The organism is Chryseobacterium sp. FP211-J200 (assembly GCF_001643375.1).
Taxonomy (GTDB): domain Bacteria; phylum Bacteroidota; class Bacteroidia; order Flavobacteriales; family Weeksellaceae; genus Epilithonimonas; species Epilithonimonas ginsengisoli.
Genome location: NZ_LSHB01000030.1, coordinates 1 through 23,179, shown reverse-complemented (window position 1 = coordinate 23,179; position 23,179 = coordinate 1). Strand labels below are relative to the sequence as shown.

The following is a 23,179-nucleotide window of genomic DNA, read 5'->3' as shown; positions in this document are numbered from 1 at the left end:
AAAAATGAAAAATAAAAATTTTTTATATAAAGGACTCGCCATCACATTTCTAACTGGTTTGAGTTTTGGTAGCATTGCATGTAATGATGCATATTTGGATGATGTCCAAAATTTAGGCTCTTTTAATACGGATCTCTATTTTCAAAATGAACAGCAGTCTTTTAGTGCACTAGTCTCTGTATATGATATATTAAGAAAATATTCTGGTGGTTTTGAAAACTCTGTTACATTCTTTAATGCCGGATCAGATGATTTTTATTCAGGAGGTGGCAATTCTAATGATGGTGCAGGTATTCAGGGACTAAATAATTACACAATAAATCCTAATACTATGCCCGGAAGTTACTGGAAAGATTATTATCAAGGTATTGCACGAGCAAACTTGTTAATAGAAAAGGTTCCTGGCGCAAATATGAGTGATGATTTGAAAAAGAGATACACTGCCGAAGCATTAGTACTTAGATCTTTGTATTATTTTGAATTGGTAAGAATGTTTGGAAACATCCCTTTAATAGTTAAGTCTATAAAATTTGACGATGATTATTGGAATATACCGCAAGCAAAACCAAGTGAAGTTTATGCTCAGATTGAAAGTGATATCAATTCTGCGATTCCTGATTTGATGATGACAGCAACAGGAAATGATAAAGGTAGAATAACACAAGGAACAGCCAGAGCAATATTAGGAAAAATTTATCTTTATGATAAAAAAATGCCAGAAGCAGCAGCGCAATTTTCAGAAGTAAATGGTGTACCTGGGGGAACAAGCCAATACGGATATAAGCTTGTTTCAAATTATGCTGACCTATTCAAAGTCGGTCCGGAAACTTCTGACCCTTATAAATTTTCGACAGAGTCTATATTAGAAGTTATGCACACTAACAAGGGAAATTCTGATTGGGGATTCTGGGGACAAGGAAAAGATGAGGGTAACTCTATCAATGTTATGGTGGGACCACGTTCTTATTCTTTAAAGGATATACCAAATAACACTGCACCAGACATCTATTCTGGTTGGGCATTTAATACTGTAACTGAAGATTTATTTAATTTTATGCAGGGAGATCCTAGATTAAATGTAACCATATTCAATGCAAAACAACTAGTTACAGAAGGAAAGATATCCTACAGTCCGGCTTACGCGGATACCGGATACTTTTTAAATAAGTATTTACCTACTAATGATTTGCGAAGTTCTTTACCTGGTTCGGCAGAACTTAATTTCCGTCAGAACTATGTTGCAATACGATTAGCCGATACTTACTTGATGGAAGCTGAAGCTTTGGGAGCAACAGGGGCAAGAGCGCAAGCATTGTTAGATGCTGTTAGAGGTAGAGTAGGATTAGCATCAGTTCCTGTCTCTTTACAAGCAATCAAAGATGAGAGAAGAAGAGAGCTTGCTGGTGAAGGCCACAGATGGTTTGATCTTGTAAGATGGGGAGATGCTCCTTCCAAATTAGCTTCAAAAGGATTTGTCAGTGGTAAAAATGAAATTTTACCTATTCCATTTAATGAATTGCCTAATACAATAATGAATCAAAATCCTCAATATTAATGATCAGTTTCACATCAAATTATTTTCTTAAAAGTGCTGCAGTTTCTGCAGCGCTTTTTTCTGTTCTTTTTTGTACTTCAAAGAGTTCTGTTTCCGAGCGTTCAGACCACGCACAGGTATGGATTACCACAGCCGACGAGTCCACAAAACTTCAAAAACAAACCGACATCATTTTCAATAATGTAACAAACAATTATCAAACGTTGGATGTGGATGCATCGCAGAAATATCAGACGATTGATGGTTTTGGTTATACGTTGACTGGAGGAAGTGTTCAAGTGATCAATCAATTATCTGCAACGAAGAAAGAAGAATTACTGCAAGATATCTTTTCTAATAAAGAGAATTCTATCGGAGTAAGTTATATCAGATTAAGTATTGGCGCGTCGGATCTTAACAGCACCGTTTTCTCATATGACGATATGCTAGCAGGTCAAACGGATGTTTCTCTAGCGAATTTTTCCTTAGCCAAAGATCAAGCTCTGATCGATATGTTGAAGAAAATATTGACTATCAATCCAAACATCAAGATCATGGCTGCACCGTGGGCGCCGCCAGTCTGGATGAAAGATAACGGAAGTTCCATCGGTGGAAGTCTTCAGCCGCAGTATTATAATGTATATGCGCAGTATTTTGTGAAATATATTCAAGGAATGAAGGCGCAGGGAAGTACAATCGATGCGATAACGCCTCAGAACGAACCTTTGCATCCTGGCAACAATCCAAGTTTACTCATGACCGCTCCACAGCAGGCAGCATTCATCAAAAATAGTCTTGGTCCGGCTTTTCAAGCTGCAAATGTCAAGACCAAAATAGTCCTTTACGATCACAATTGCGATAAACCGGAATATCCAATGGAAATCCTAGCGGATGCAGACGCAGCAAAGTATGTTGACGGTTCGGCGTTCCATCTTTATGCAGGCAACATCGCTGTTTTGAGCAATGTGCATTTGGCTTATCCAACCAAAAATCTATATTTTACCGAACAATGGACAGGCTCAACTTCATCTTTTTCTGATGACCTGATGTGGCATTCCAAAAATGTGATCATCGGTTCTATGAGAAACTGGAGTAAGATCGCTTTGGAATGGAATCTGGCCAACGACCCAAGTTTCAATCCGCATACAGACGGCGGTTGTACACAATGCAAAGGTGCGATAACAGTCAATAACAATGAGGCTTTCACAAAAAACGTCGCTTATTACATCATTGCGCACGCTTCCAAATTTGTTCCTCAGAATTCTCAAAGAATTGCTTCAACTCAACCTGGAAATCTAAGTTCTGTGGCATTCACGACTCCAAATGGAAAAACGACTTTGATTGTCCTTAATGAAGGAAATGCAACAGAGAATTTCAATATTAAAATGAATGGCAAATCAGCAGCAACTTCTTTACCAGCAAGGGCTGTAGCAACATTTGTTTTTTAAGGTTTTAATTAATAACGAAATATAATTTATGAAGTTCAGCAAAATTCAAATTTTATCGGCTCTTCCATTGATCTTATTAATGAATTCTTCTTGCATCAATCAAAAAAATGCAGACAAGGGGAAATTGGTCTTTCAGGATGAATTCAATAAGAGAGGATTACCAGACGCATCCAAATGGGAATTTGAAGTTGGTGGCGATGGTTTCGGAAACAATGAACTTCAGTTCTACACCAAAGACAGAACAGAAAATGCAAGGGTAGAAGACGGCCATCTCATCATCGAAGCCAAAAGAGAAAAGTGGGAGAAGAACGATTACACTTCAGCAAAATTGATCACGAAGAATACTTTTCCATTCCAATACGGAACTGTGGAGGTGCGAGCCAAATTGCCAAAAGGTAAAGGAACCTGGCCGGCCATCTGGATGCTGAGCAAAAACATCAAAGAATGGCCAGATGATGGCGAGATCGACATTATGGAACACGTTGGTTACAACGAAGGTTATGTACACGCATCAGTCCACACCAAGAAGTACAATCATATCATCAACACTCAGAAAACGTATACGATCATCATCAAAGATGTTGCAGAAAACTTCCACGTTTACAGAGCCGATTGGACGCCAGAAAAGATTGAGATGTTCGTGGATGACAAAAAATATTTCACCTACATTAAAACTGAAAATGACTACGAAGCCTGGCCATTCGACCAACCATTCTATTTGATCCTGAATCAGGCAGTAGGAGGGAACTGGGGCGGAAAAGAAGGTGTGGATGAATCCATATATCCACAAAAATTTCTGATAGACTATGTCAGAATTTATAAAAAATAATTAATAAATCGATGTCAAATTGTGATGTCAAATTTTAAAAATAAAAATGAAAAAGACAATTGTACTATTTGCTGCTTTATCACTTTCAGCAAATTTGAATGCCCAGAATTACTGGAAAAAAGGAATGAAGCAAGGGAAAGTGATTCTTACTTCGCAAAAGAACAATGAGAAATTTGCAAAAAAAACCAATGCCGTTTTCACAGATTTCCCTCAGCCAAAGGAAACAGATGTTTGTGTTTTCGTAGATCCGGATTTCAAGTATCAAAAATTGATTGGAATTGGTGGCGCAATCACAGACGCTTCTGCAGAGGTTTTTGCGAAAATTCCGAAAGAAAAACAGAAAGAATTTATTGAAGCTTATTATGGAAAATCGGGGATAGACTACAATGTGGTTCGTACCAATATGAACTCCTGCGATTTCTCCAGCGATTCCTACACTTACGTCAAAGACAATGATGAATCTCTGAATTCTTTTGATGTAAAGCACGATGAACAGTACAAAATCCCATTGATCAAATTAGCACAGAAAGCGATTGATCCAAAAGATTTCAGATTCTATTTCAGTCCTTGGAGTCCGCCAGCCTGGATGAAAACCAATAATGATATGCTGAAAGGCGGAAAATTATTGGACAAATACTATCAAGTGTGGGCCAATTATTATGTTAAATTCATTCAGGAATACGAAAAACGAAATATTCCAGTTTGGGGATTGACGATCCAAAACGAGCCAATGGCAACTCAGACTTGGGAATCTTGCTTGTACACAGCAGATGAAGAGGCAAAATTCCTAAAAGAAAATCTTGGCCCAACGCTTTGGAAAAACAATTATGAAGACAAAAAAGTGATTATTTGGGATCATAACAGAGACTTGATGTACCAGCGTGCAACGACGACTTTGCAAGATCCTGAAACTTCAAAGTACGCATCTGGAATTGGTTACCATTGGTACGAAACCTGGAACAACAAATCCCAACTATTTGATAATCTGTCAGAAACACACAGAGCTTTTCCTGATAAATTCCTGATTTTCACAGAAGGTTGCAAAGAACAGTTTGATTTTTCGAAGATCTATGATGTGAGTTTAGGAGAGTTGTACGGGCGAAATATGATCAACGATTTCAACAAAGGCACATCCGCATGGACAGACTGGAATATTCTTTTGGACGAAAAAGGCGGCCCAAATCACGTTGGAAATTTCTGTTTTGCACCGATCATTTATGATTCGAGAACGAAGGAATTGCATTACACTTACGAATATTATTACATCGGACACATTTCCAAATATGTAAAACCAAATGCACAACGCGTAGGAACTTCTACAAACAAAGATTTTCTCTTATCCACAAGTTTCCTGAACGAGAGTGGGGAACTGGTAGTGGTGGTGATGAACGAAGGTGATGCGGATACAGATTTCAATCTTTGGATCGAAGGAAAATCTTCGAAACTCTCTGCGCCAGCGCATTCTATCCAGACTATAGTTTTATAGTTATATATTATTTTCAAAGAAACAGCAGCTAATTTTTAGCTGCTGTTTTATTTTAAACTTAGAAATTCTTCGGAAATTTTATTTTAATTTTCCTGTTATCATTTTGCAATCTGCCAGAGTCAGTCTTTGACCTTTAGAATAATTGATGGCTTTTGGAGAAGAATAAAGCAGTTTTCTCTTTTCTAATTAAAAAAAAGTCCTATAATTTATATTATGTTAAATAGTATATATAAAGTGCTTATTATCACACACTTAAAAATGGCTAAAATGTTGGTTTTATTAGCATCTATTCAATAATGAAATCAACTAACGAATCTAATTTGGGAAATTTTTTGATAGAAACAAATTTTTTATCTGTACAGTCGATTTCTTTCCAGCCTTTTTTATGGTTCAGATCGCCAATTTCGATAACGTATGGCTGATACGTCAGATTTTTATTTTCGTCTAGGATCTCTCTGTACTGTACAGCAATGTCCATGATGCATTCAAATTCTGTATTCAATTTTACATTTCTGTAGATCAGATCAAAATGAGTTTCTTTGTTTTGTGGAATGTCGAAATAAGTTTCGTAGCTCAGCGTATCGCCTTTCAGTACCGAGATTGCCTTCAATGCAAAATAAATTGCGTGCGTGTAATATTCTCTGGTTTTTTTTCTCTCCAGATCATTCTCATAGAATCCGCCTTCAAATAATATTGCTGGAATTCCGGCTTTCATAAAATTGTCACCAGTAGATGTTGGATAAAACTCGTCTGTATACTTTGCAATTCTGTTTGGCAGGATCTGTTTCATCTGCATGTAGATCGCAGCAATTACCGCCATACTTTTTTTTCTATTCTCCGTCAGATCTCTTTCAAGATTCTCTGAAGGTGATAAAAAGGACAACGTCGCAGGATGAATACCGTCTGTTGTAAAAATCGTTCGCTGATCGTGAAGGTTTAGCAAATAGCTGTAATTGCCATTCAAAACGATGGATTTCAAAACCCTTACTTCGTTACTTGAGTTTCTAATGAAATCCCTGTTGATATCTATATCGTAAGCATTTCGTCTTGTCCAAGCCTCGGAACCGTCCGGGTTTAACATAAAGATAAAATCCAACTGGACCAATCCCAACAATTTTTCGCTGAGCTCTGGGTGTTTTTCAAATATTGAAAGAAGATCTAACATGGCCAAAGTTGCCGTGGATTCATTTCCATGCATTTGTGACCAAGCTGCAACTTTAAGTTTTCCATTTCCCAAGGTCAACATGTAGATTGGTTTACCCAAACTCGATTTTCCTATCTCTTTTATATGGTCGCTGTAATTGTCCTGTAGGTAGGAAAATAATTTTTCTGGGAAAATATAACGATCTGGGAAGCTTTGATTTTTGAAGTATGGAAAACTATTAGTCATGAGGGATGATTTACATTTTGACAAAAATAACATTTAATCTCAAATAAACACTTGTTACATTTGTAAAATAACTAAACATACTGAAATGTCACTTTGTCTGTTAATTATTTTGTGGATTGATATATCGCTATTTTAATTTTATAACTTACTAATTTTCAGTTTTTTATTAATTTTAAATAAAGTGTATTTTTAAATTTACTTTAAGTACCTAAATATGTATCTGAAGCCATTTGTTCGCCAAATTACTAAACATTATTTTCGTGGAAAATTCCGTTGATTTACAAATGTATAAAGCCTTAATTCATAATAAAATTCCTTATTTTTGCTCCAATTACTAACAAATGAGCAACGAGATCTTATTCCTATCTGGATTCTTAATATTTATCATCGCCCTACTCCTACTCGACCTAGGAATTTTCAACAAGAAAGATGCAGCAGTTTCTATTAAACAGGCCGGATTGATGAGTATCTTCATCCTCCTACTCTCTTTAGGTTTCTACATACTAATTACCTATTTCGGTCATCATATCCATGGGATCGACAGCATGGAAAGACTGCAGGAAATTGTTTCCAAGCACAAGCATCCCATAAAGATCACTCCTGGTAATCTGGAACACAGCATCACGCTGTACGATAAAAATCTAGGATTGGAATTTCTCACAGGCTACCTTGTAGAATACGCACTTTCTATCGACAACATCTTTGTGATCCTTTTGGTTTTTAGCGGATTTGGAGTCGCTCCTCGTAATTATCACCGCGTTTTGTTCTGGGGTATCTTTGGCGCGATTGTAATGAGATTTCTGTTCATATTTATAGGAGCTGCGTTGATTCAGAAATTCGAGTGGATCATGTACGTCTTCGGAGCGTTCCTTGTATATACAGGTGTCAAAATGTACTTTGAGCGCAATAAGAATGAGCAGATCGACCCACAACATCATCCTGTCGTTAAGTTTGCGCAGAAACATTTTAAAGTTCACAACAAGTTCGTCGGTAACAAATTTTTTGTGGTGATTGACGGGATCAAGAAGATGACACCTTTATTTTTGGTGTTGATCATCGTAGAATTTACAGATCTGATATTCGCTGTAGATAGTATTCCAGCGATATTCTCAATTACGAAGGATCCTTATATTGTATTCTTCTCAAACATTTTTGCAATCATTGGTTTAAGGTCCATGTTCTTCTTGCTGGCTGGAATTGTGAATAAGTTCAGATTCCTCAAGGTCGGTTTGGCTGTACTGCTTACATTTATCGGTCTCAAAATGATCTTCCACCATTATTTGGAAGATATCGGATTTACCACTTCACATTCTTTGATCGTCATTGCTTCCATTTTGTTTTTGAGCATTATAATTTCCCTTTTGTTTCCAGAAAAGAAAGTTCATAAAGTCGAATCATAGCCTTTATGACATAGCTTTTAAAGGCCGCTTATTCTAATTTTACAAGATTTGTGGAATGAGCCAAATAAAGAGATATCGGACATGAATTATAAAACGAAAGGTCTGATATCCAGTTCTTAAAAATTATAAGAGTAAGTTCTTCTCTATTTTATAAACATTCAACTTTTATTTTTAAGAACAAAACACAAAAGTTATTATTTTAATCTAAATACATTTAATTAATTATTAAACACTTACGTAACTTTAAATAAAGTTAAATTTAGTATTTTAAAATTTTTATGATTAATTAGATGATTAAAATGAAAAATTCAACTATTAATAAAAGTACAGTTTTCCACATTTCAACAGGATTTGTAGCAATTCTGCTAACTTACAAACATTTATCTATTTAATTAATTAAAAATCAATTACTTAAGACTGTATCAAATAGTTTACAAAAGTAATCAATACACGATTACATATGTGACGAATTTTAAATTAGATTTCATTACATTTGTGAAATGGAATTCACTGATAGATTTACAAAAGTAATCGAGTATTCGGAGCTGACGCCAGCAGAATTTGCGGAAGAAATTGGTGTGCAACGTTCAAGCATTTCTCATATCATTTCTGGACGTAACAAACCTTCTCTCGATTTCATCACCAAAATAAAAACGGCATTTCCAAAGTTCGAATGGGATTGGCTTATTACAGGTGAAGGTGAAATGCTGATTTCAGAAAAGGAACCTGAAGAACCTGTTGTCGAAGAAAAGCCAGAAATTGTAGAAAAGAAAAAACCGTCATTACCAGATCTGTTTTCTTTGATCAATGATGAGAATTTTGGCATTACCGAAAGTGAAGATAAAGTAGAAAAACCAAAATCGCGAGATTCCAATATTTCTGCACAAGTAGCTGAAAAAAATATTTTATCCGATTCTCAGCAATTAGAAAATTCCATTCAAAAACAAGATTCAAAAAAGAAAAATGTCAAAAGAATTGTGTTTTTTTATGAGGACGGAACTTTTGAAACGTTTGAAAATTAGTTTTAGAATTTGAACCACAAAAGTCACGAAAGAAAATTTAAAATTATTCATCTTTTTATTACTTCTTGAAAGCTCAAATGACTCAAATATATTTTTTGACTTTTGTGTTAAGATATTCTGTAATAAATTTTTGTTCTCAAATAATCTTCGATTTTCAAATTTTATAAAACTTATCTTTGCAAAAAATTTCTTTTGAAAGATATTCTTCTCATCACGCCTCCTTTCACGCAACTCAACACGCCTTATCCAGCGACCGCTTATATCAAAGGTTTTTTGAACACCAAAAATATATCAAGCTATCAAATCGATTTGGGGATAGAAGTGATTTTGCAGTTGTTTTCAAAAGATGGCATTCAGAAAGTTTTTTCTAAGGAAATTGATATCAAATTTATTTCTGAAAATTCACAGCGTATTTTTGCTTTACGAGATGAATACATCAAAACGATCGATCAGGTTATCCTCTTTCTACAAAATAAAAATCCAACTTTAGCGCGACAAATTTGTTCAATGAATTTTCTGCCAGAAGCTTCCCGTTTCAACCAGTTGGATGATATGGAATTTGCTTTTGGAAATATGGGTTTGCAGGACAAAGCGAAACATTTAGCAACGTTGTATTTGGAAGATCTTTCGGATTATATTGTTGAAAATGTAGATTCCGATTTTGGGTTCAGCAGATATGCAGAACGTTTGGGGAAAAGCGCCAATTCTTTTGATGAATTATATTTTAAATTAAATGATGATCAGACTTTTATAGATAATTTTACTTTAAAAATCCTTCAAGACAAGCTCGAATTGGTTCAGCCAAAATTGGTTTGTTTTTCTGTCCCTTTTCCGGGGAATTTATACTCTGCGTTTCTATGTGCCAAATTCATAAAAGAACATTATCCACACATCAAAACTGCGATGGGTGGCGGTTTTCCAAATACAGAACTTCGAGAAGTCAAGGATAAAAGGGTTTTTGAATTTGTGGATTTCATCACTTTGGATGACGGCGAATTACCTCTTGAACTCGTTTATGAGAATGTTTGTCAGACAGAGAATCTTGAGGCTACTTTAAAACGCACTTTCCTAATTGAAAACGGAGAAGTTACTTATAAAAACAATTCCACAAAACATGATTACAAACAAGCGCAAGTCGGAACGCCAGATTATTCTGATCTGCAATTAGACAAATATATTTCCGTCATTGAGATTGCCAATCCAATGCACAGTTTGTGGAGCGATGGCCGATGGAACAAGCTCACAATGGCGCACGGTTGCTATTGGGGGAAATGTACCTTTTGCGATATTTCTCTCGATTACATCAGACTTTACGAACCTGTTTCTGCCAAAATTCTGGTTGACAGAATGCAAGAATTGATCGCAACAACTGGCGAAACCGGGTTCCATTTTGTGGATGAAGCTGCGCCTCCAGCTTTGATGCGCGAGGTAGCATTGGAAATTCTGAGACGAAATCTCGTTGTCACTTGGTGGACGAATATTCGTTTTGAAAAAAGTTTCACTCAGGATCTTTGTTTCCTACTAAAGATTTCTGGTTGCGTAGCAGTTTCTGGTGGACTGGAAGTCGCGAGTGACCGATTGTTAAAATTAATTGACAAAGGTGTTTCCGTTGACCAAGTCGCCAGAGTAACGAGAAATTTCACCGAATCCGGAATTATGGTTCACGCTTATTTGATGTATGGCTACCCGACTCAGACGATTCAGGAAACGGTGGATTCTTTGGAAATGGTTCGTCAGTTATTCGAAATGGGCATTTTGCAGAGTGGATTCTGGCATCAGTTTGCGATGACGGCGCACTCACCTGTCGGAATCAATCCTGAGGAATATGGTGTAATTCCAGTAAAACAAGAGATTTTATTTGCTAATAATGACATTGATTTTACGGATAAAACGGGAATCGATCATAGTAAATTTAGTTTTGGATTGAAGAAATCTTTGTTCAATTATATGCACGGAATCAATTTTGAAATGCCATTGCAAAGTTGGTTTGATTTTAAAATTCCGAAAACGAAGATTCATCCGGATTATATCCACGACTCGCTTTTGGAAGAAGAAAATTTTAGTTTTAAACCGAATTCGAAGGTTGTTTTTCTGGAGAAAAATGTGATCGCTGAAGATTTTATTAAAACTAAAAAAGGAAATTCATGGGAGCTGTCACAATTGACTTTTCATTTGAAAACCAATATTTTGAAGATTGAATTGGCTAAAGAACAAGCGCATTGGTTGATTAAAATTCTCAATGAAAATTCAATTGAAAATGGAAAGAAATTGAGTTTGTTGCAACTAAAAACTGATTTTGAAAATAGCTTTGAAGATTTTGAATTGTTCTGGTTTTCGAAACCGATGCAACAGTTGAAGGAAAATGGAGTGATTCTGAGTTTTTAATTACAGATAAAGATTACATGAATTTTGTATCTAAACCGTTTAGATTGACTTCGTCGAACCACTTCGTTAGGTTTCCTACGGAATGACAAAATCGTGTTTTAAAATCGAATGGTGATTTACACCGAAACTGCAGCCCGACTTGAGTGGAAATGCTAAGGCAAAAAGATTGGGAACGGAAGGCGGAAAAAGCTGCCCAAATATATATTCAAAAAAGCTTAAAACAAAAAAATCCCGAAAATTGCTTTTCGGGATTTTGATCTATATGAATTAGATGATTATTCGCAAAGAATAATTCCTTTATCATTGTTGAATTCTAAAACACCACTTTTGATCTCGTAAGAGTAAGCGCTTTTTGCTTCTGTTTCTTTGGTCAAGTATTTTTCGAAAGAACCATTGACTTTATCAGTATAGATCTTCACCTTTCCACCAACCAAAGCAGAAACGATCGCTGCGTGATTTTTATAGATTTGGAATTGCCCACTTTTTCCAGGAAGAAGAACAGATTCTACTTCGCCTTCAAAGATCACAAATTCCGGAGTTAAAATTTTTATATTCATTTCAGTTAGATTAAAGAGTAAAGAGAAAAGAAAAAAGAGATAATCTTGACTCTTTTTTCTTTATTCTATTTTCTAATTAAGCGTTTTCAGCTAACAATTTTTGTCCTGCTGCGATAGCTTCTTCGATTGTTCCTTTCAAGTTGAAAGCTGACTCTGGATACTGATCCAATTCTCCATCGATGATCATGTTGAATCCTTTGATGGTGTCTTTGATATCTACCAATGATCCTTTCAGACCTGTAAACTGCTCAGCAACGTGGAAAGGCTGAGACAAGAATCTCTGAACTTTTCTAGCTCTGTAAACTACCAATTTATCTTCCTCAGAAAGTTCTTCCATACCAAGGATCGCAATAATATCTTGCAATGCTTTGTATCTCTGAAGAATTTCTTTCACTCTCTGAGCACAGTTATAATGTTCTTCACCAATGATCTCAGGCGCCAAGATCCTTGACGTAGAAGCCAATGGATCTACCGCTGGGTAGATACCTAATGAAGCAATCTTTCTATCCAATACAGTTGTTGCATCAAGGTGAGCAAATGTTGTAGCTGGAGCTGGATCCGTTAAATCATCCGCAGGTACGTAAACCGCTTGTACTGAAGTAATGGAACCATTTTTTGTAGAAGTAATTCTCTCCTGCATCGCACCCATCTCAGATGCCAATGTCGGCTGATAACCTACCGCTGAAGGCATACGTCCAAGAAGTGCAGACACCTCAGAACCAGCCTGTGTAAAACGGAAGATGTTATCTACGAAGAACAATACATCTCTACCTTGTCCGCTTTCGCCACCATCTCTGTAATATTCTGCCAATGTCAAACCAGAAAGTGCTACTCTAGCTCTTGCTCCTGGCGGCTCATTCATCTGTCCGAAAACGAAAGCTGCTTTAGAATCTTTCATTTCTTCTAGATCAACTTTGGAAAGATCCCAACCTCCATTCTCCATAGAGTGCATGAACTCGTCTCCGTATTTGATAATGCCTGACTCAAGCATCTCTCTCAAAAGGTCATTTCCTTCTCTTGTTCTTTCTCCTACTCCTGCGAATACGGAAAGTCCACCGTGACCTTTTGCGATATTATTAATTAATTCCTGGATCAATACTGTTTTTCCAACACCAGCCCCACCAAACAATCCAATTTTACCTCCTTTTGCATAAGGCTCGATAAGATCGATTACTTTGATACCAGTGAAAAGAACTTCTGCTGAAGTGGTCAACTGGTCAAATTTTGGTGCTTCTCTGTGGATTGGCAAACCTCCTTCTCTTGTCAAGTTTGGAAGACCATCGATAGCATCACCTACAACATTGAATAGACGTCCGTTTACGCCTTCTCCAACTGGCATTGTGATCTGCTGACCTGTTCCAAGAACTTCCTGTCCTCTTTGTAGACCATCTGTAGCATCCATTGCGATACATCTTACAACGTCCTCACCAATGTGCTGCTCAACCTCCAAAACAACTTTTTCTCCGTTGCTTTTGATGATCTCTAGAGCGTCATATATGTTTGGTAATTGTTCAACTTCATTAAAGACCACATCGATAACTGGTCCAATAATTTGTGAAATTTTTCCTTTAATTTGGTTTGCCATTACTAAATTTTTACTTGTGCGCAAAGATAATAAAACTTTGTATATCTGCATTGTCAGAAAAAAAGATTTTTATCATATTTGCATAACAATTGACAGCACCATTTTTAGGTGTATTTTTAGCCGGACAAAACGCATCACTTTTTGTCAAAAAATTTCAGCATTTGAAAATCATTACAGATTTCAACGATTATCACTCCAAAACCCCACTGGCATTATCATTAGGAATGTTTGACGGCGTTCATCTTGGGCATTTATCTATTATTAATACATTGAATGAGATTGCCAAGAATGAAGATTTGGAATCCGCCATTCTAAGTTTCTGGCCACATCCAAGAAAATTCCTCAATCCGAATGATGATGTGAAAATGCTAAATACTTTGGAAGAAAAGCTGGAATTGCTCGAAAAAAGTGGAATCCAAAATATTTTCCTTAAAACTTTTGATGAAGAGTTCAGAAATCTGACAGGTAATGAATTCTGTGAACAAGTTTTGGTTGATAAACTGAATGTAAAACACATTATCATCGGTCACGATCATACTTTTGGAAAAAATAAAAGCGGAAATTTTGAATTACTAAAATCACTTTCAACCGAATTAGATTTTAAGGTCAATCAATTGGAAGCTGTTCAACAGAATGATCTGAACATTAGTTCTACAAAAATCAGAATTGCTTTGTCAGAAGGTAGGATCAATGATGCAAACCAAATGTTAGGTTACAATTATCCTTTGACCGGAAAAGTGATCCACGGAAAAAAATTGGGTAGAACGATTGGTTATCCTACTGCCAACATTGATGTTCCTATTAATAAATTGCTTCCGAAAAGCGGTGCTTACATTGTGGAAGTTTGGATTGACAATACTTTCTACAAAGGAATGTTAAGTATTGGAACGAATCCAACGGTCGATAATGAAAATCAGACTTTACATACGGAAGTTTATATTCTGGATTTCGACCAGGATATATATGATAAAGAGATCACTGTGAGATTCCGAGAGTTCCTTCATGACGAAATTAAATTCGAAGGTTTAGAAAAGCTGATTGAAAACTTGGACTTGGATAAGAAATTGACTGAGGAATTTCAGTTTTAAGAATTATTGATTTCTTCTTTAATTTTCTTAGTCAAAGATTTGAAGACCAAATCGTAAGAATGGTCAATTAGTTTAAAAATCAAATCCTGTTTCAGACCTTCACAAACCACTGAATTCCAATGGATTTTGTTCATGTGGTAAGCGCCGTTGATTTGAAAATATTCTTCTCGTAATTCCTCGCTCCATTCAGGATCAGCTTTTGCAGAGAAAGTTGCTGGATGTGTTTCAATCGGAAGGAAGACAAATATTTTTCCGCCCACCTTGAAGACCAAAGTTTCCTGATCGAAAGGAAAAGCCTCTGTTACAGCTTTTTTACTTAAACAATATTCGCGAATTTCTTCTACTTCCATAGAAATCAAATTATTTTTAAATTCCCCATCACACCTTCATTGGTGATTTTATCAATAAAACCAGCTTCAAGACCAGATCTAGGATCAGTGTTTTTATGTTCGATTATATTTTCACTCAAAGACAATTTTTTTCGAATTTTAGATAAATTTAAAATTGTATTAAAATATACCCATGTCGAAACATTTTCTGACCAAGCCTTTCCCACAAAATTAATAGAAATCTTCTTTTTTACTAAATATTCTATTAAATTCTTAAGTTCTTTTGATTCAATGAGATTTGCAATGTTTTTATAATGATTTTCAAATTCGGTAATTTCCTTTCCAATTGATGAATTAATTTCTTGATTATCAATAATAATTTTGCTTAAAACACCATTTATTTTTAAAGAAGAATCTTGAAGTTGAAGATGGTATTTTAGTGTTCTAAATAGTGGAACGTTGGGATTTTCCCTGATCAGGATTTCTAATTTTTTAATTAGCTTGTCTCTGTCAATTAAAAAATCCATAGAAAATTAGAATTTAAAAGTATTCTTTGGCAATTCTTTGTTCACTTCTATCTTGTTGATTGTCATTACATAATCGCTGTCTTTTTTCGGTGAAGACGATTCGATTCTGTAAGACATCAATAGATTTCCAACTTTTTTATAATCAGAATAGGTCAGGATCTCGTCTTTTTTGATCTCACGGAAAAGCATATAACTTTTAGTATCGAAATAGTAGATTGATTTGTTGACGTTCTTGGTCAGTTCAACTTTGAAATAGTACAACTCTCCAATTTTCTCTTTACCCAGAAATTTAGCTTCAAAGCCTTTGTTTTCCCAATCGATAAAATCGTTATCAAAACTCTCAGGAATGTAATCATTATACTGTTGAAGCTTGTTTTGAGCATAATTCATCGCATAGCCATTTTTCCCATCATAGCCTTCAACTGGAGTTTCTTTTCCACCTACAACCATAGCTGTCTTGGTCAGATTTGGACGTTGCTGATAGATCTTGATAGGATATTCATCATTGACTCCCAATGTAACTCTTCCCTGTATTTGAACGGTGTTCAGAAGTTTCCAATTGGTGAGGCCTCCAGAGTTTTCGATATTTTTATCGATGATGTCTTTGGCTGTTTGGGCAGAAATAAAAACGGAAAATATGATGGAGAATATGAGAACTATTTTTTTCATTCAGAATTTTTAAGAATCCAAAGATAGGATTTTTATTAAGTTATCGATTCCGGGGAATTATTAAAAAGTGCTAAAAAATAAACTAATCTTCTATATCAACATTTTTGCTTTTTCCAGATCTTCCGGTGTATCTATTCCAATTCCTACGAAATCAGTTTCTACCAGTTTGATTTTCATACCATTTTCCAAATAGCGCAATTGCTCTAGTTTTTCAGAAATTTCCATAGGTGTCATTTCAAGGGATGAAAATTTGATCAAAGCTTCTTTCCTAAAAGCATAAACACCGATATGTTTGTAATACTTGACATCGTAAGATAATTCGCGATGAAAAGGAATCACAGAACGACTGAAATACAAAGCAAACCCTTGATTATCAGTAATAACTTTCACGTTATTTGAATTTTGGATTTCTTCCAATTCTCTCAATTTAATTTTCAATGAAGCCAAAGAAATTTCCTTTTTTTCATCCTTTGAGAACACTTCGATCAATTGCTTCAAAGGTTCTATCTTGAGGAAAGGTTCATCACCTTGAACATTGATGACAATATCACAATCGATGTTTTTAACAGCTTCCGCAATCCTGTCACTTCCAGTCTCGTGTTCGCCTGTCATCACCGCTTTCCCTCCATTTTTGGAAATCTCATCAAAGATAATTTGAGAATCGGTAGCTACAAAAACTTCATCGAACAAACCTGTTTCCACAACGTTTTGATAAGTGGTCGTAATAACGGTTTTGTCGCCAAGTATTTCCATCAATTTGCCAGGAAATCGTGTGGAATTGTAGCGGGCAGGAATGACTGCGATGGTCTTCATCATTTGTATTGTTTTATAATTTGTTCCAATCTATCGTCAGGCTCAAAATCGAGAACATCAATTAGCTTTACTTTTTTAAATTCTTTATGGAATGTATTTATGACGACACTCCAATTTTCAGGAACAACTGCGGAAGGAACTTTTAAACACAACTTTTCGTCAGCATCAAACCAGGCATTTCCAATCTTTTGACAATCGGAATAATTCCTAAAATCTCTCCAGGCTTTCGACAGGTCTGATGATTCAACCGTTTGAATTCCTGTATTGTTGGGAACCTCGATGACCATGATCCTAAAGTCTTTATTAAATCCCAATCCTTTACGATGTGCTAATGTTTCTAAGTAAGCAAGAGAAATACTCTCGGCTGTGTAAAGTACTTTTTTTCCTCCGGAGTTCCATCTTCCTTCTATGCCACTCGCAAAAAGAGAGTCAGCGTACCGTTTATGAACAATTCTGTAAACGAGCATTATACAGGATAACCTTGAGCTAGTTTTTCCACTTCTTCATAAATCAGATCTACACCCCCAGAAGTGGAGATAAAATCTATCGGCTTATCATCAGAATTCCAAAATGGACGATTCATCCAAAGAGTAAACTCTTCCAAATTTCCAAAAATCTCTTTTCCAAAGCTATATAGATTGATCAATTTTAACAGATGCTCGCTGTAGATAGGATCTAAACCTTTTTCCTGATCTCTATAATTACTGATTGTCCTCGGAGAAAGATTGATGACAGATGCCAAAGTTTTCTCTGGCATCTTTATGGCATCAGCAAGCGAATAGAATACATCCGTTTTCAAACCTTCCCTTGCTTTCTTCAATAATTTGTAGTCGTCTTTGATAGCAAATCTATTAAACACAGAAGTGACTGTCCCGTAAGCAGCTATTGGCTCTTCTACTCTATTTTTTTTGGAATCGCTTTGTTCTTTATTTGTTGCCATTTCTTAATCCTTTCCACAAAGGTAGAAATTTTTCCAAATTAAAAACGAATTTTTTCCAATTATTTCAAGTTTTCCAAAGCTTTCTGTAATTTCGGCAAACAATTTTTGATATCATCAAGTGAACAACCACCAACTGACGCTCTGAACCAAGGAACTGACTTGTCATTTCCAAATGCTGAAAACGGAACCAAAGCCATTCCTGCATTGTTGATCAGATAGAAAACAAGGTCTGTAGAATTTTCAATCACTTTACCGTCTGGTGCCGTTTTTCCAAGATAATCCAATTTGATGGTCAGATAAAGCGCCCCCATTGGTGAGATACTCTCAACAGCAAAACCTCTGGATTTCAAATCCTGGATTCCTGAATGTAGCTCTTTCAAACTTGCGTTCAGTTTTCCTTTGTAATTTTCTAAGAAAGTATCAACTGCAACATCGTCAGCTAAGAACTCAGCAACGGCTTCCTGCTCCGGTTTTGGAGCCCAAGCTCCAACGTGCGTTAACAATGCTTTCATCTTATCGATAACCAAACTTGGTCCAAATCCCCAACCAACTCTTACTCCAGTCGCAGCGAAACATTTAGAAGTCCCGTCAATGTAGATCGTGTAATCTTTCATTTCTGGGAAAAGACTCACCGGATTGTAATGGTCAGCACCAAAAGTCAACATGGCGTAGATCTGATCGTACATTAGATAAAGTGGTTTTTCATCTGCACCTCTCTTCTTATTTTCTTCCAAAACCAATTCACAGATCTCAGACAATTGTTCCTTTGTGAACATTGTTCCAGTCGGATTCAGTGGAGAACACAGACAAAGCAAAACGGCACCTTCCAAATACGGTCTCAAATCGTCAGCGGTTGGTAGGAAATTATTGGATTCCTGGGTCTGAACTTCAACAGCATTGGCATTAGTTAAATAAGCATAATGATTGTTGTTCCAAGAAGGAATTGGATAGATCACTTTATCACCTTCGTCCACAATCGTTTTAAAAACGGCGTATATCAAAGGTCTTGAACCTGCTGTGATAAGAATATCGTTGGCAGAATAATCCAAATCCCAACGTTTTTTGAGATCATTGCTCACGGAAGTTCTTAGAGATTGCAAACCGTTTGCTGGTGGGTAATTTGTAAGATTGTTTGTATAAGCTTTATTAATTCCATCTTTCAATTCCTGAGGAATTGGATAGATGTTGGAATTAAGGTCACCGATGGTTAGATTGGAGATCTGTGCACCTTTCGCCTTCAGGTCATTTACTTCATTTCCGATTTTAATGATCTCTGAACCAACGAGGTTAGATGCTAGTTTTGATACTTTCACTTTATTGATTTTAAATTATTATTCAGACCTACAATCTGATTTTATTCTCTATTAGATTTTACAAAGGTCTTAAATGTAACTGACTAATTCAAATTACAAAACAAAAAAAGTTCTCAAAACTAAATGGCCTTAGTAATTGAGAACTTTCTATTAAAAATATTTGGAGTTATATTTTTATCAAATAAAAATTTTCAATTACAAATTCAGATCTTTCTTTACAAGCTGAATTTTCTGTTCCAATCTAGGCAATTTCTCAACGAAATCTTGCTCAGAAGAAATTGAATCTTTTACAGAAACATAGAATTTGATTTTAGGTTCTGTTCCCGAAGGACGCACACAAACCTTGGTTCCATCTTGCGTATAGTAGATCAAAACGTTAGATTTTGGAATATCATCCATCACTTTTTTCTCGTTCTTAGAAACGACAAAACAAGTTTGTTCTTTGAAATCCTTTACTTCTTCTACTAATGATCCAGCGATTTCTTTTGGTGGATTTTCACGGAAGTTTTTCATCATTTCCTGGATCTCTTCTGCACCAGTTCTACCCTTTCTTACAACATTTATCAAGCCTTCATAATACAAACCAACTTCTTTGTAGATGTCGATCATATATTGATAAACTGTCGTTCCATTAGCTTTACACCAAGCAGCAATTTCGCAAGCTGTCAAGATAGAACCACAAGAATCCTTATCTCTTACGAAATCTCCCGTCATAAATCCAAAACTCTCTTCGCCACCACAAATGAATTTTTCCTGACCTTCAAAATCACGTATCATTTTTCCGATCCATTTGAAACCTGTCAATCCAACTTTGCAGTCAACACCGAATTTCTCAGCAACATCAAAGAAAATATCAGACGTAACAATCGTAGAACCAATGAATTCTTTACCAGTAATTTTTCCGGCTTTTTTCCACTGATCAAGAATATAATAAGTAAGAATTGTGTTACATTGATTTCCGTTAAGTAGCTGAATTTCGCCTTCAAGATTTCTAACTGCAATCCCCAATCTGTCGCCATCCGGATCTGTTCCAATCACGATGTCAGCATTGGTGATCTCTGCAAGGTCCATCGCCATAGAAAGCGCTGCTGGCTCCTCTGGATTTGGAGAATCTACCGTTGGAAAATTTCCGCTTGGAATCATTTGTTCTCTAACTAAATCAACTTTGGTAAATCCAGCTTTTTTCAACGCTTTTGGAACGGTTGTATAAGTAGTTCCGTGGATGGATGTGAAAACAATGTTTAGATTATCTCTTCCGACATCCTGATAAAGAGAGTTTTCCATACAAGCATCAACGTAAACATCATCTTGATCTTCACCAATCCACTCTATCAAATCATCGTTTCCATCAAATTTGATATTTTCGAATTTGGTGGAATAAACTTCTCTGATGATATTTTCGTCATCTGGCGGAACAATTTGAGCGCCATCATTCCAATAAACCTTATAACCGTTATATTCTGGTGGGTTATGAGAAGCCGTCAAAACGATTCCAGCATTACATTTTTTATCACGAACGGTGAAAGACAATTCCGGCGTTGGACGGTGATTTTTGAACAACAGAACCTTGATTCCGTTTGCTGTCAAAACATCAGCCACAACCTTCCCGAATTCTTTGGAATTATGTCTCACATCATAAGCAATCGCCACTTTGATTTCTTCTCCAGAAAATTGCTGATGAAGATAATTAGCTAGACCTTGAGTCGCTTGTCCTAAAGTATATTTATTAAGACGATTGGTTCCAACGCCCATCACGCCACGCATTCCGCCAGTTCCGAATTCTAATTCTCTGTAAAAAGAATCTTCCAAATCCGGCGAATTGGAATCGATTAAAGTTTGAACAGCAGTTCTGGTTTCCGCATCAAATGTTTCGGAAAGCCAAAGTTTTGCTTTATCTAAAGTTGATGATGTATCTGACATTTATTTTATAGTTTGTAGTTTAATTAATTAATTTTCTTGTTTTCGATGGTAGCTTTTTCAGTGATTTTCAGTTTTTTCGAAGGATTTCCGTAATAGATCAACTTCGAAGTATTCCCGATTTTTCCTTTGATCTCTTCATCCACATTCAGTTCTGCATAATTTCCGTTTTGGGACTCGATTTCCAAATCTTTGATGTACCAAAAAGGCGAAATAATACTCGCAGTATCTCTGATACTAAGCTTTGCTAAAGTTGTTTTCCCTAGCAAATTAGCTCTACTTTTATTCAGCATTTCGATGGTCGACTTTTCTGAAATCACTGAACCGATAAATTTAGCATTATCTTTTAAATGAAGGGAAAAATTTTCCACTTTCATTTGGCTTGAGATATTAAGTTCCACTGAATCAGCCATTTTAATATCATCAAATGAATTTTTTCCGTAGATGGTGATATTGTAAAAATCCACTTTATCCGTTGCGCTTTTCTCCGTAATTGACAAATTTTTGTCTTTAACTTCAATATTCAGATTATCAAAAACATTAGGATAAGTTTCCACATTGACAAAATTGTGCGGACTTTGGATGTAAAACACTCGGAATTTCCCTTTCAATGTCAACTTTGAAAACTCAGAAAGTTCTACATCTTTAGTTTGAATCTCCCCTTTTGGCGTCACTTTTCCGCAGGAGATTATTGTTAAAATAAGTAGTAGATAGATTAATTTTTTCATTTTTAGCTATTTTACGGTACTCATAAAAATAAAATCTTTTTGTTAATAAATTTTAGCTTTAGCTTCATAACCTAAACCACCTAACGAAAAGACAATTTAAAGTAAGCATTTTCGATATTTTCTTTAAATTTTAAGAAGCAAATATAAGTAAAAGCTCTTTAAAATCCTTCCTAAATTGTTTAATTAGTAATGATTATTATAGCGGTAGCTAGCAAAACTATATTGTAAAATCTCTAATATTTTACATATTTATGTAGATGCGTAATTTAAAAATGAAAAAGCTTTTCAACAAAAAAATAAACAATCATTTTCCAAAAGTCAAATCAAAAATATCTACCTGTACATTAGGTACCTCTTGCTCTATTTTCCCTTTCTTGAGGTATAGTTTTCCTATTTTGAAATTTTCGCTTATTTTTAAATGAATTTCAAATTCTTTATTCCCTATTTTCTTATAGAAATCTTTGAAAAGTTTTACCAACTCTTGTTCGCGAGCCCTTCTAATCTCATAAGCTTGTTTTTGAGGTTCTACTCCTGCTACATTTCCTGGATAAATACGAATTGTAAACTTACGACCGGCTGGTGTTTCAAATTTACCATCAATCTCTAGTGGAATTGGTTTTAAAGAGGTTTGTGTAAAATAATCTGTTCCCTCTCCAATCAAACACCATGTCTGTTCCCCACTTATGAAATCGGCTCCCTGTTTATCTTCCAACATTCTAAAATTAAGATTATTATGTCCTGCAATATCAACTGTATACTTCCAAGGATACCTAAGGTTGATATCTTTCCAGATATGCATACTGATTCTCTTATCAGCTATCTCTTGCTGGGTCTGAAGTGGCATTAGTTTTTTTAAATCATTCACTACTTGTGATCTTGTAACATCTATATAATCAGGATAACGCATTTCTTTTTTAAAGTCAGAAACCTCATATTCTCGAGCCTGATACACACCAACTAATACAGTGTTAGATCCTGAAAGATATAAAAAAAGTTGTCCGCCCGGTGCCAAGGCTATTTTAAAATCATCAAAACTTTTACTACCAGATCTACAAGTAAATCCTTTTTTAAAGAGCTCAGTTATTTTATCCCGATCCAACATAAATGTCCCCTCGTAAAACTTGTCTTCTGCATAAGAAAACCAACTGATACTCATCTTCGCAGGAATTGGGCGAAATTGTTCTCCCGCAATTACTACTCCAGAATCACCACTCCACCA

The 23,179-nt window shown here is 35.7% G+C and carries 21 protein-coding genes; 8 read left to right on the top strand and 13 right to left on the bottom strand.

The window, feature by feature from the left end; genetic code table 11:
• The first annotated feature begins 4 nt into the window (after positions 1–4).
• From AXA65_RS10565 to AXA65_RS10550, 4 genes are read left to right on the top strand one after another with little or no spacing between them, the layout of a single operon-like run.
• Positions 5–1,555 (top strand): RagB/SusD family nutrient uptake outer membrane protein, encoded by a 1,551-nt coding sequence (locus tag AXA65_RS10565; RefSeq protein WP_063970069.1) that lies wholly within the window; start codon positions 5–7, stop codon positions 1,553–1,555.
• Positions 1,555–2,982: a glycoside hydrolase family 30 protein gene (locus tag AXA65_RS10560; RefSeq protein WP_063970068.1), complete on the top strand. Its 1,428-nt coding sequence runs from the start codon at positions 1,555–1,557 to the stop codon at positions 2,980–2,982. The genes AXA65_RS10565 and AXA65_RS10560 overlap by 1 nt, the downstream gene beginning before the upstream one ends.
• 28 nt (positions 2,983–3,010) lie before the next feature.
• On the top strand, positions 3,011–3,811 hold the full coding sequence (locus AXA65_RS10555; protein ID WP_063970067.1) for a family 16 glycosylhydrolase: 801 nt from the start codon (positions 3,011–3,013) through the stop codon (positions 3,809–3,811).
• 46 nt (positions 3,812–3,857) lie between these two features.
• A complete protein-coding gene (locus AXA65_RS10550) occupies positions 3,858–5,297 on the top strand; it encodes a glycoside hydrolase family 30 protein (protein WP_063970066.1) in 1,440 nt (479 codons plus the stop codon).
• Between the two features lie 286 nt (positions 5,298–5,583).
• Here the strand turns inward: AXA65_RS10550 and AXA65_RS10545 are convergent, their stop codons facing one another.
• Positions 5,584–6,687 (bottom strand): M14 family zinc carboxypeptidase, encoded by a 1,104-nt coding sequence (locus AXA65_RS10545; RefSeq protein WP_063970065.1) that lies wholly within the window; start codon positions 6,685–6,687, stop codon positions 5,584–5,586.
• Between the two features lie 341 nt (positions 6,688–7,028).
• Here AXA65_RS10545 and AXA65_RS10540 point away from each other — a divergent pair, with 341 nt between their 5' ends.
• The 3 genes from AXA65_RS10540 to AXA65_RS10530 all read left to right on the top strand — a co-directional run bounded on the left by AXA65_RS10540 (position 7,029) and on the right by AXA65_RS10530 (position 11,494).
• Positions 7,029–8,087, top strand: a complete 1,059-nt coding sequence (locus AXA65_RS10540) for a TerC/Alx family metal homeostasis membrane protein (protein ID WP_063970064.1) — start codon at positions 7,029–7,031, stop codon at positions 8,085–8,087.
• Positions 8,088–8,587: 500 nt separating this feature from the next.
• Positions 8,588–9,109, top strand: coding sequence for a helix-turn-helix transcriptional regulator (locus AXA65_RS10535; RefSeq protein WP_063970063.1), 522 nt, complete (start codon positions 8,588–8,590; stop codon positions 9,107–9,109).
• 192 nt (positions 9,110–9,301) lie between these two features.
• Positions 9,302–11,494, top strand: coding sequence for a B12-binding domain-containing radical SAM protein (locus AXA65_RS10530; protein ID WP_063970062.1), 2,193 nt, complete (start codon positions 9,302–9,304; stop codon positions 11,492–11,494).
• 275 nt (positions 11,495–11,769) lie between these two features.
• Here the strand turns inward: AXA65_RS10530 and AXA65_RS10525 are convergent, their stop codons facing one another.
• Both AXA65_RS10525 and atpD read right to left on the bottom strand, forming a co-directional pair.
• The gene (locus AXA65_RS10525; RefSeq protein WP_063970061.1) at positions 11,770–12,051 is read right to left on the bottom strand and encodes a FoF1 ATP synthase subunit delta/epsilon; all 282 of its coding nucleotides are present in this window, start codon (positions 12,049–12,051) and stop codon (positions 11,770–11,772) included.
• 76 nt (positions 12,052–12,127) lie between these two features.
• A complete protein-coding gene (gene atpD, locus AXA65_RS10520; protein WP_063970060.1) occupies positions 12,128–13,636 on the bottom strand; it encodes a F0F1 ATP synthase subunit beta in 1,509 nt (502 codons plus the stop codon).
• A 161-nt stretch (positions 13,637–13,797) separates the two neighbouring features.
• On the opposite strand from atpD, the gene AXA65_RS10515 reads away from it, so the two are divergent.
• Entirely contained in the window at positions 13,798–14,724 is a 927-nt protein-coding gene (locus tag AXA65_RS10515) for a bifunctional riboflavin kinase/FAD synthetase (RefSeq protein WP_063970131.1), read from the top strand.
• Here the strand turns inward: AXA65_RS10515 and AXA65_RS10510 are convergent.
• The 10 genes from AXA65_RS10510 to AXA65_RS10465 all read right to left on the bottom strand — a co-directional run.
• Positions 14,721–15,074, bottom strand: coding sequence for an MmcQ/YjbR family DNA-binding protein (locus AXA65_RS10510; RefSeq protein WP_063970059.1), 354 nt, complete (start codon positions 15,072–15,074; stop codon positions 14,721–14,723). The two genes, AXA65_RS10515 and AXA65_RS10510, sit on opposite strands and share 4 nt — an antisense overlap.
• Before the next feature lie 5 nt (positions 15,075–15,079).
• Positions 15,080–15,580 carry a hypothetical protein gene (locus tag AXA65_RS10505; RefSeq protein ID WP_063970058.1) on the bottom strand — a complete coding sequence of 167 codons (501 nt, stop codon included), beginning with the start codon at positions 15,578–15,580 and terminating at the stop codon, positions 15,080–15,082.
• Positions 15,581–15,586: 6 nt separating this feature from the next.
• Complete coding sequence (locus tag AXA65_RS10500; RefSeq protein WP_063970057.1) at positions 15,587–16,249, bottom strand: hypothetical protein; 663 nt, start codon at positions 16,247–16,249, stop codon at positions 15,587–15,589.
• Between the two features lie 90 nt (positions 16,250–16,339).
• Positions 16,340–17,062 (bottom strand): 3-deoxy-manno-octulosonate cytidylyltransferase, encoded by a 723-nt coding sequence (gene kdsB / locus AXA65_RS10495; protein ID WP_063970130.1) that lies wholly within the window; start codon positions 17,060–17,062, stop codon positions 16,340–16,342.
• The gene (locus tag AXA65_RS10490; RefSeq protein ID WP_063970056.1) at positions 17,062–17,529 is read right to left on the bottom strand and encodes an RES family NAD+ phosphorylase; all 468 of its coding nucleotides are present in this window, start codon (positions 17,527–17,529) and stop codon (positions 17,062–17,064) included. The genes kdsB and AXA65_RS10490 overlap by 1 nt, the downstream gene beginning before the upstream one ends.
• Positions 17,529–18,002: an antitoxin Xre-like helix-turn-helix domain-containing protein gene (locus AXA65_RS10485; protein WP_063970055.1), complete on the bottom strand. Its 474-nt coding sequence runs from the start codon at positions 18,000–18,002 to the stop codon at positions 17,529–17,531. Before AXA65_RS10485 ends, AXA65_RS10490 begins: the two co-directional genes overlap by 1 nt.
• 59 nt (positions 18,003–18,061) lie before the next feature.
• Positions 18,062–19,315, bottom strand: coding sequence for a pyridoxal phosphate-dependent aminotransferase (locus AXA65_RS10480; RefSeq protein WP_063970054.1), 1,254 nt, complete (start codon positions 19,313–19,315; stop codon positions 18,062–18,064).
• Positions 19,316–19,510: 195 nt separating this feature from the next.
• Entirely contained in the window at positions 19,511–21,235 is a 1,725-nt protein-coding gene (locus AXA65_RS10475; protein WP_063970053.1) for a phospho-sugar mutase, read from the bottom strand.
• A gap of 23 nt (positions 21,236–21,258) precedes the next feature.
• Positions 21,259–21,960 carry a GIN domain-containing protein gene (locus tag AXA65_RS10470; RefSeq protein ID WP_063970052.1) on the bottom strand — a complete coding sequence of 234 codons (702 nt, stop codon included), beginning with the start codon at positions 21,958–21,960 and terminating at the stop codon, positions 21,259–21,261.
• A gap of 304 nt (positions 21,961–22,264) precedes the next feature.
• On the bottom strand, positions 22,265–23,179 hold a 915-nt coding region (locus AXA65_RS10465; RefSeq protein ID WP_063970051.1), incomplete at its 5' end, for a DUF2931 family protein.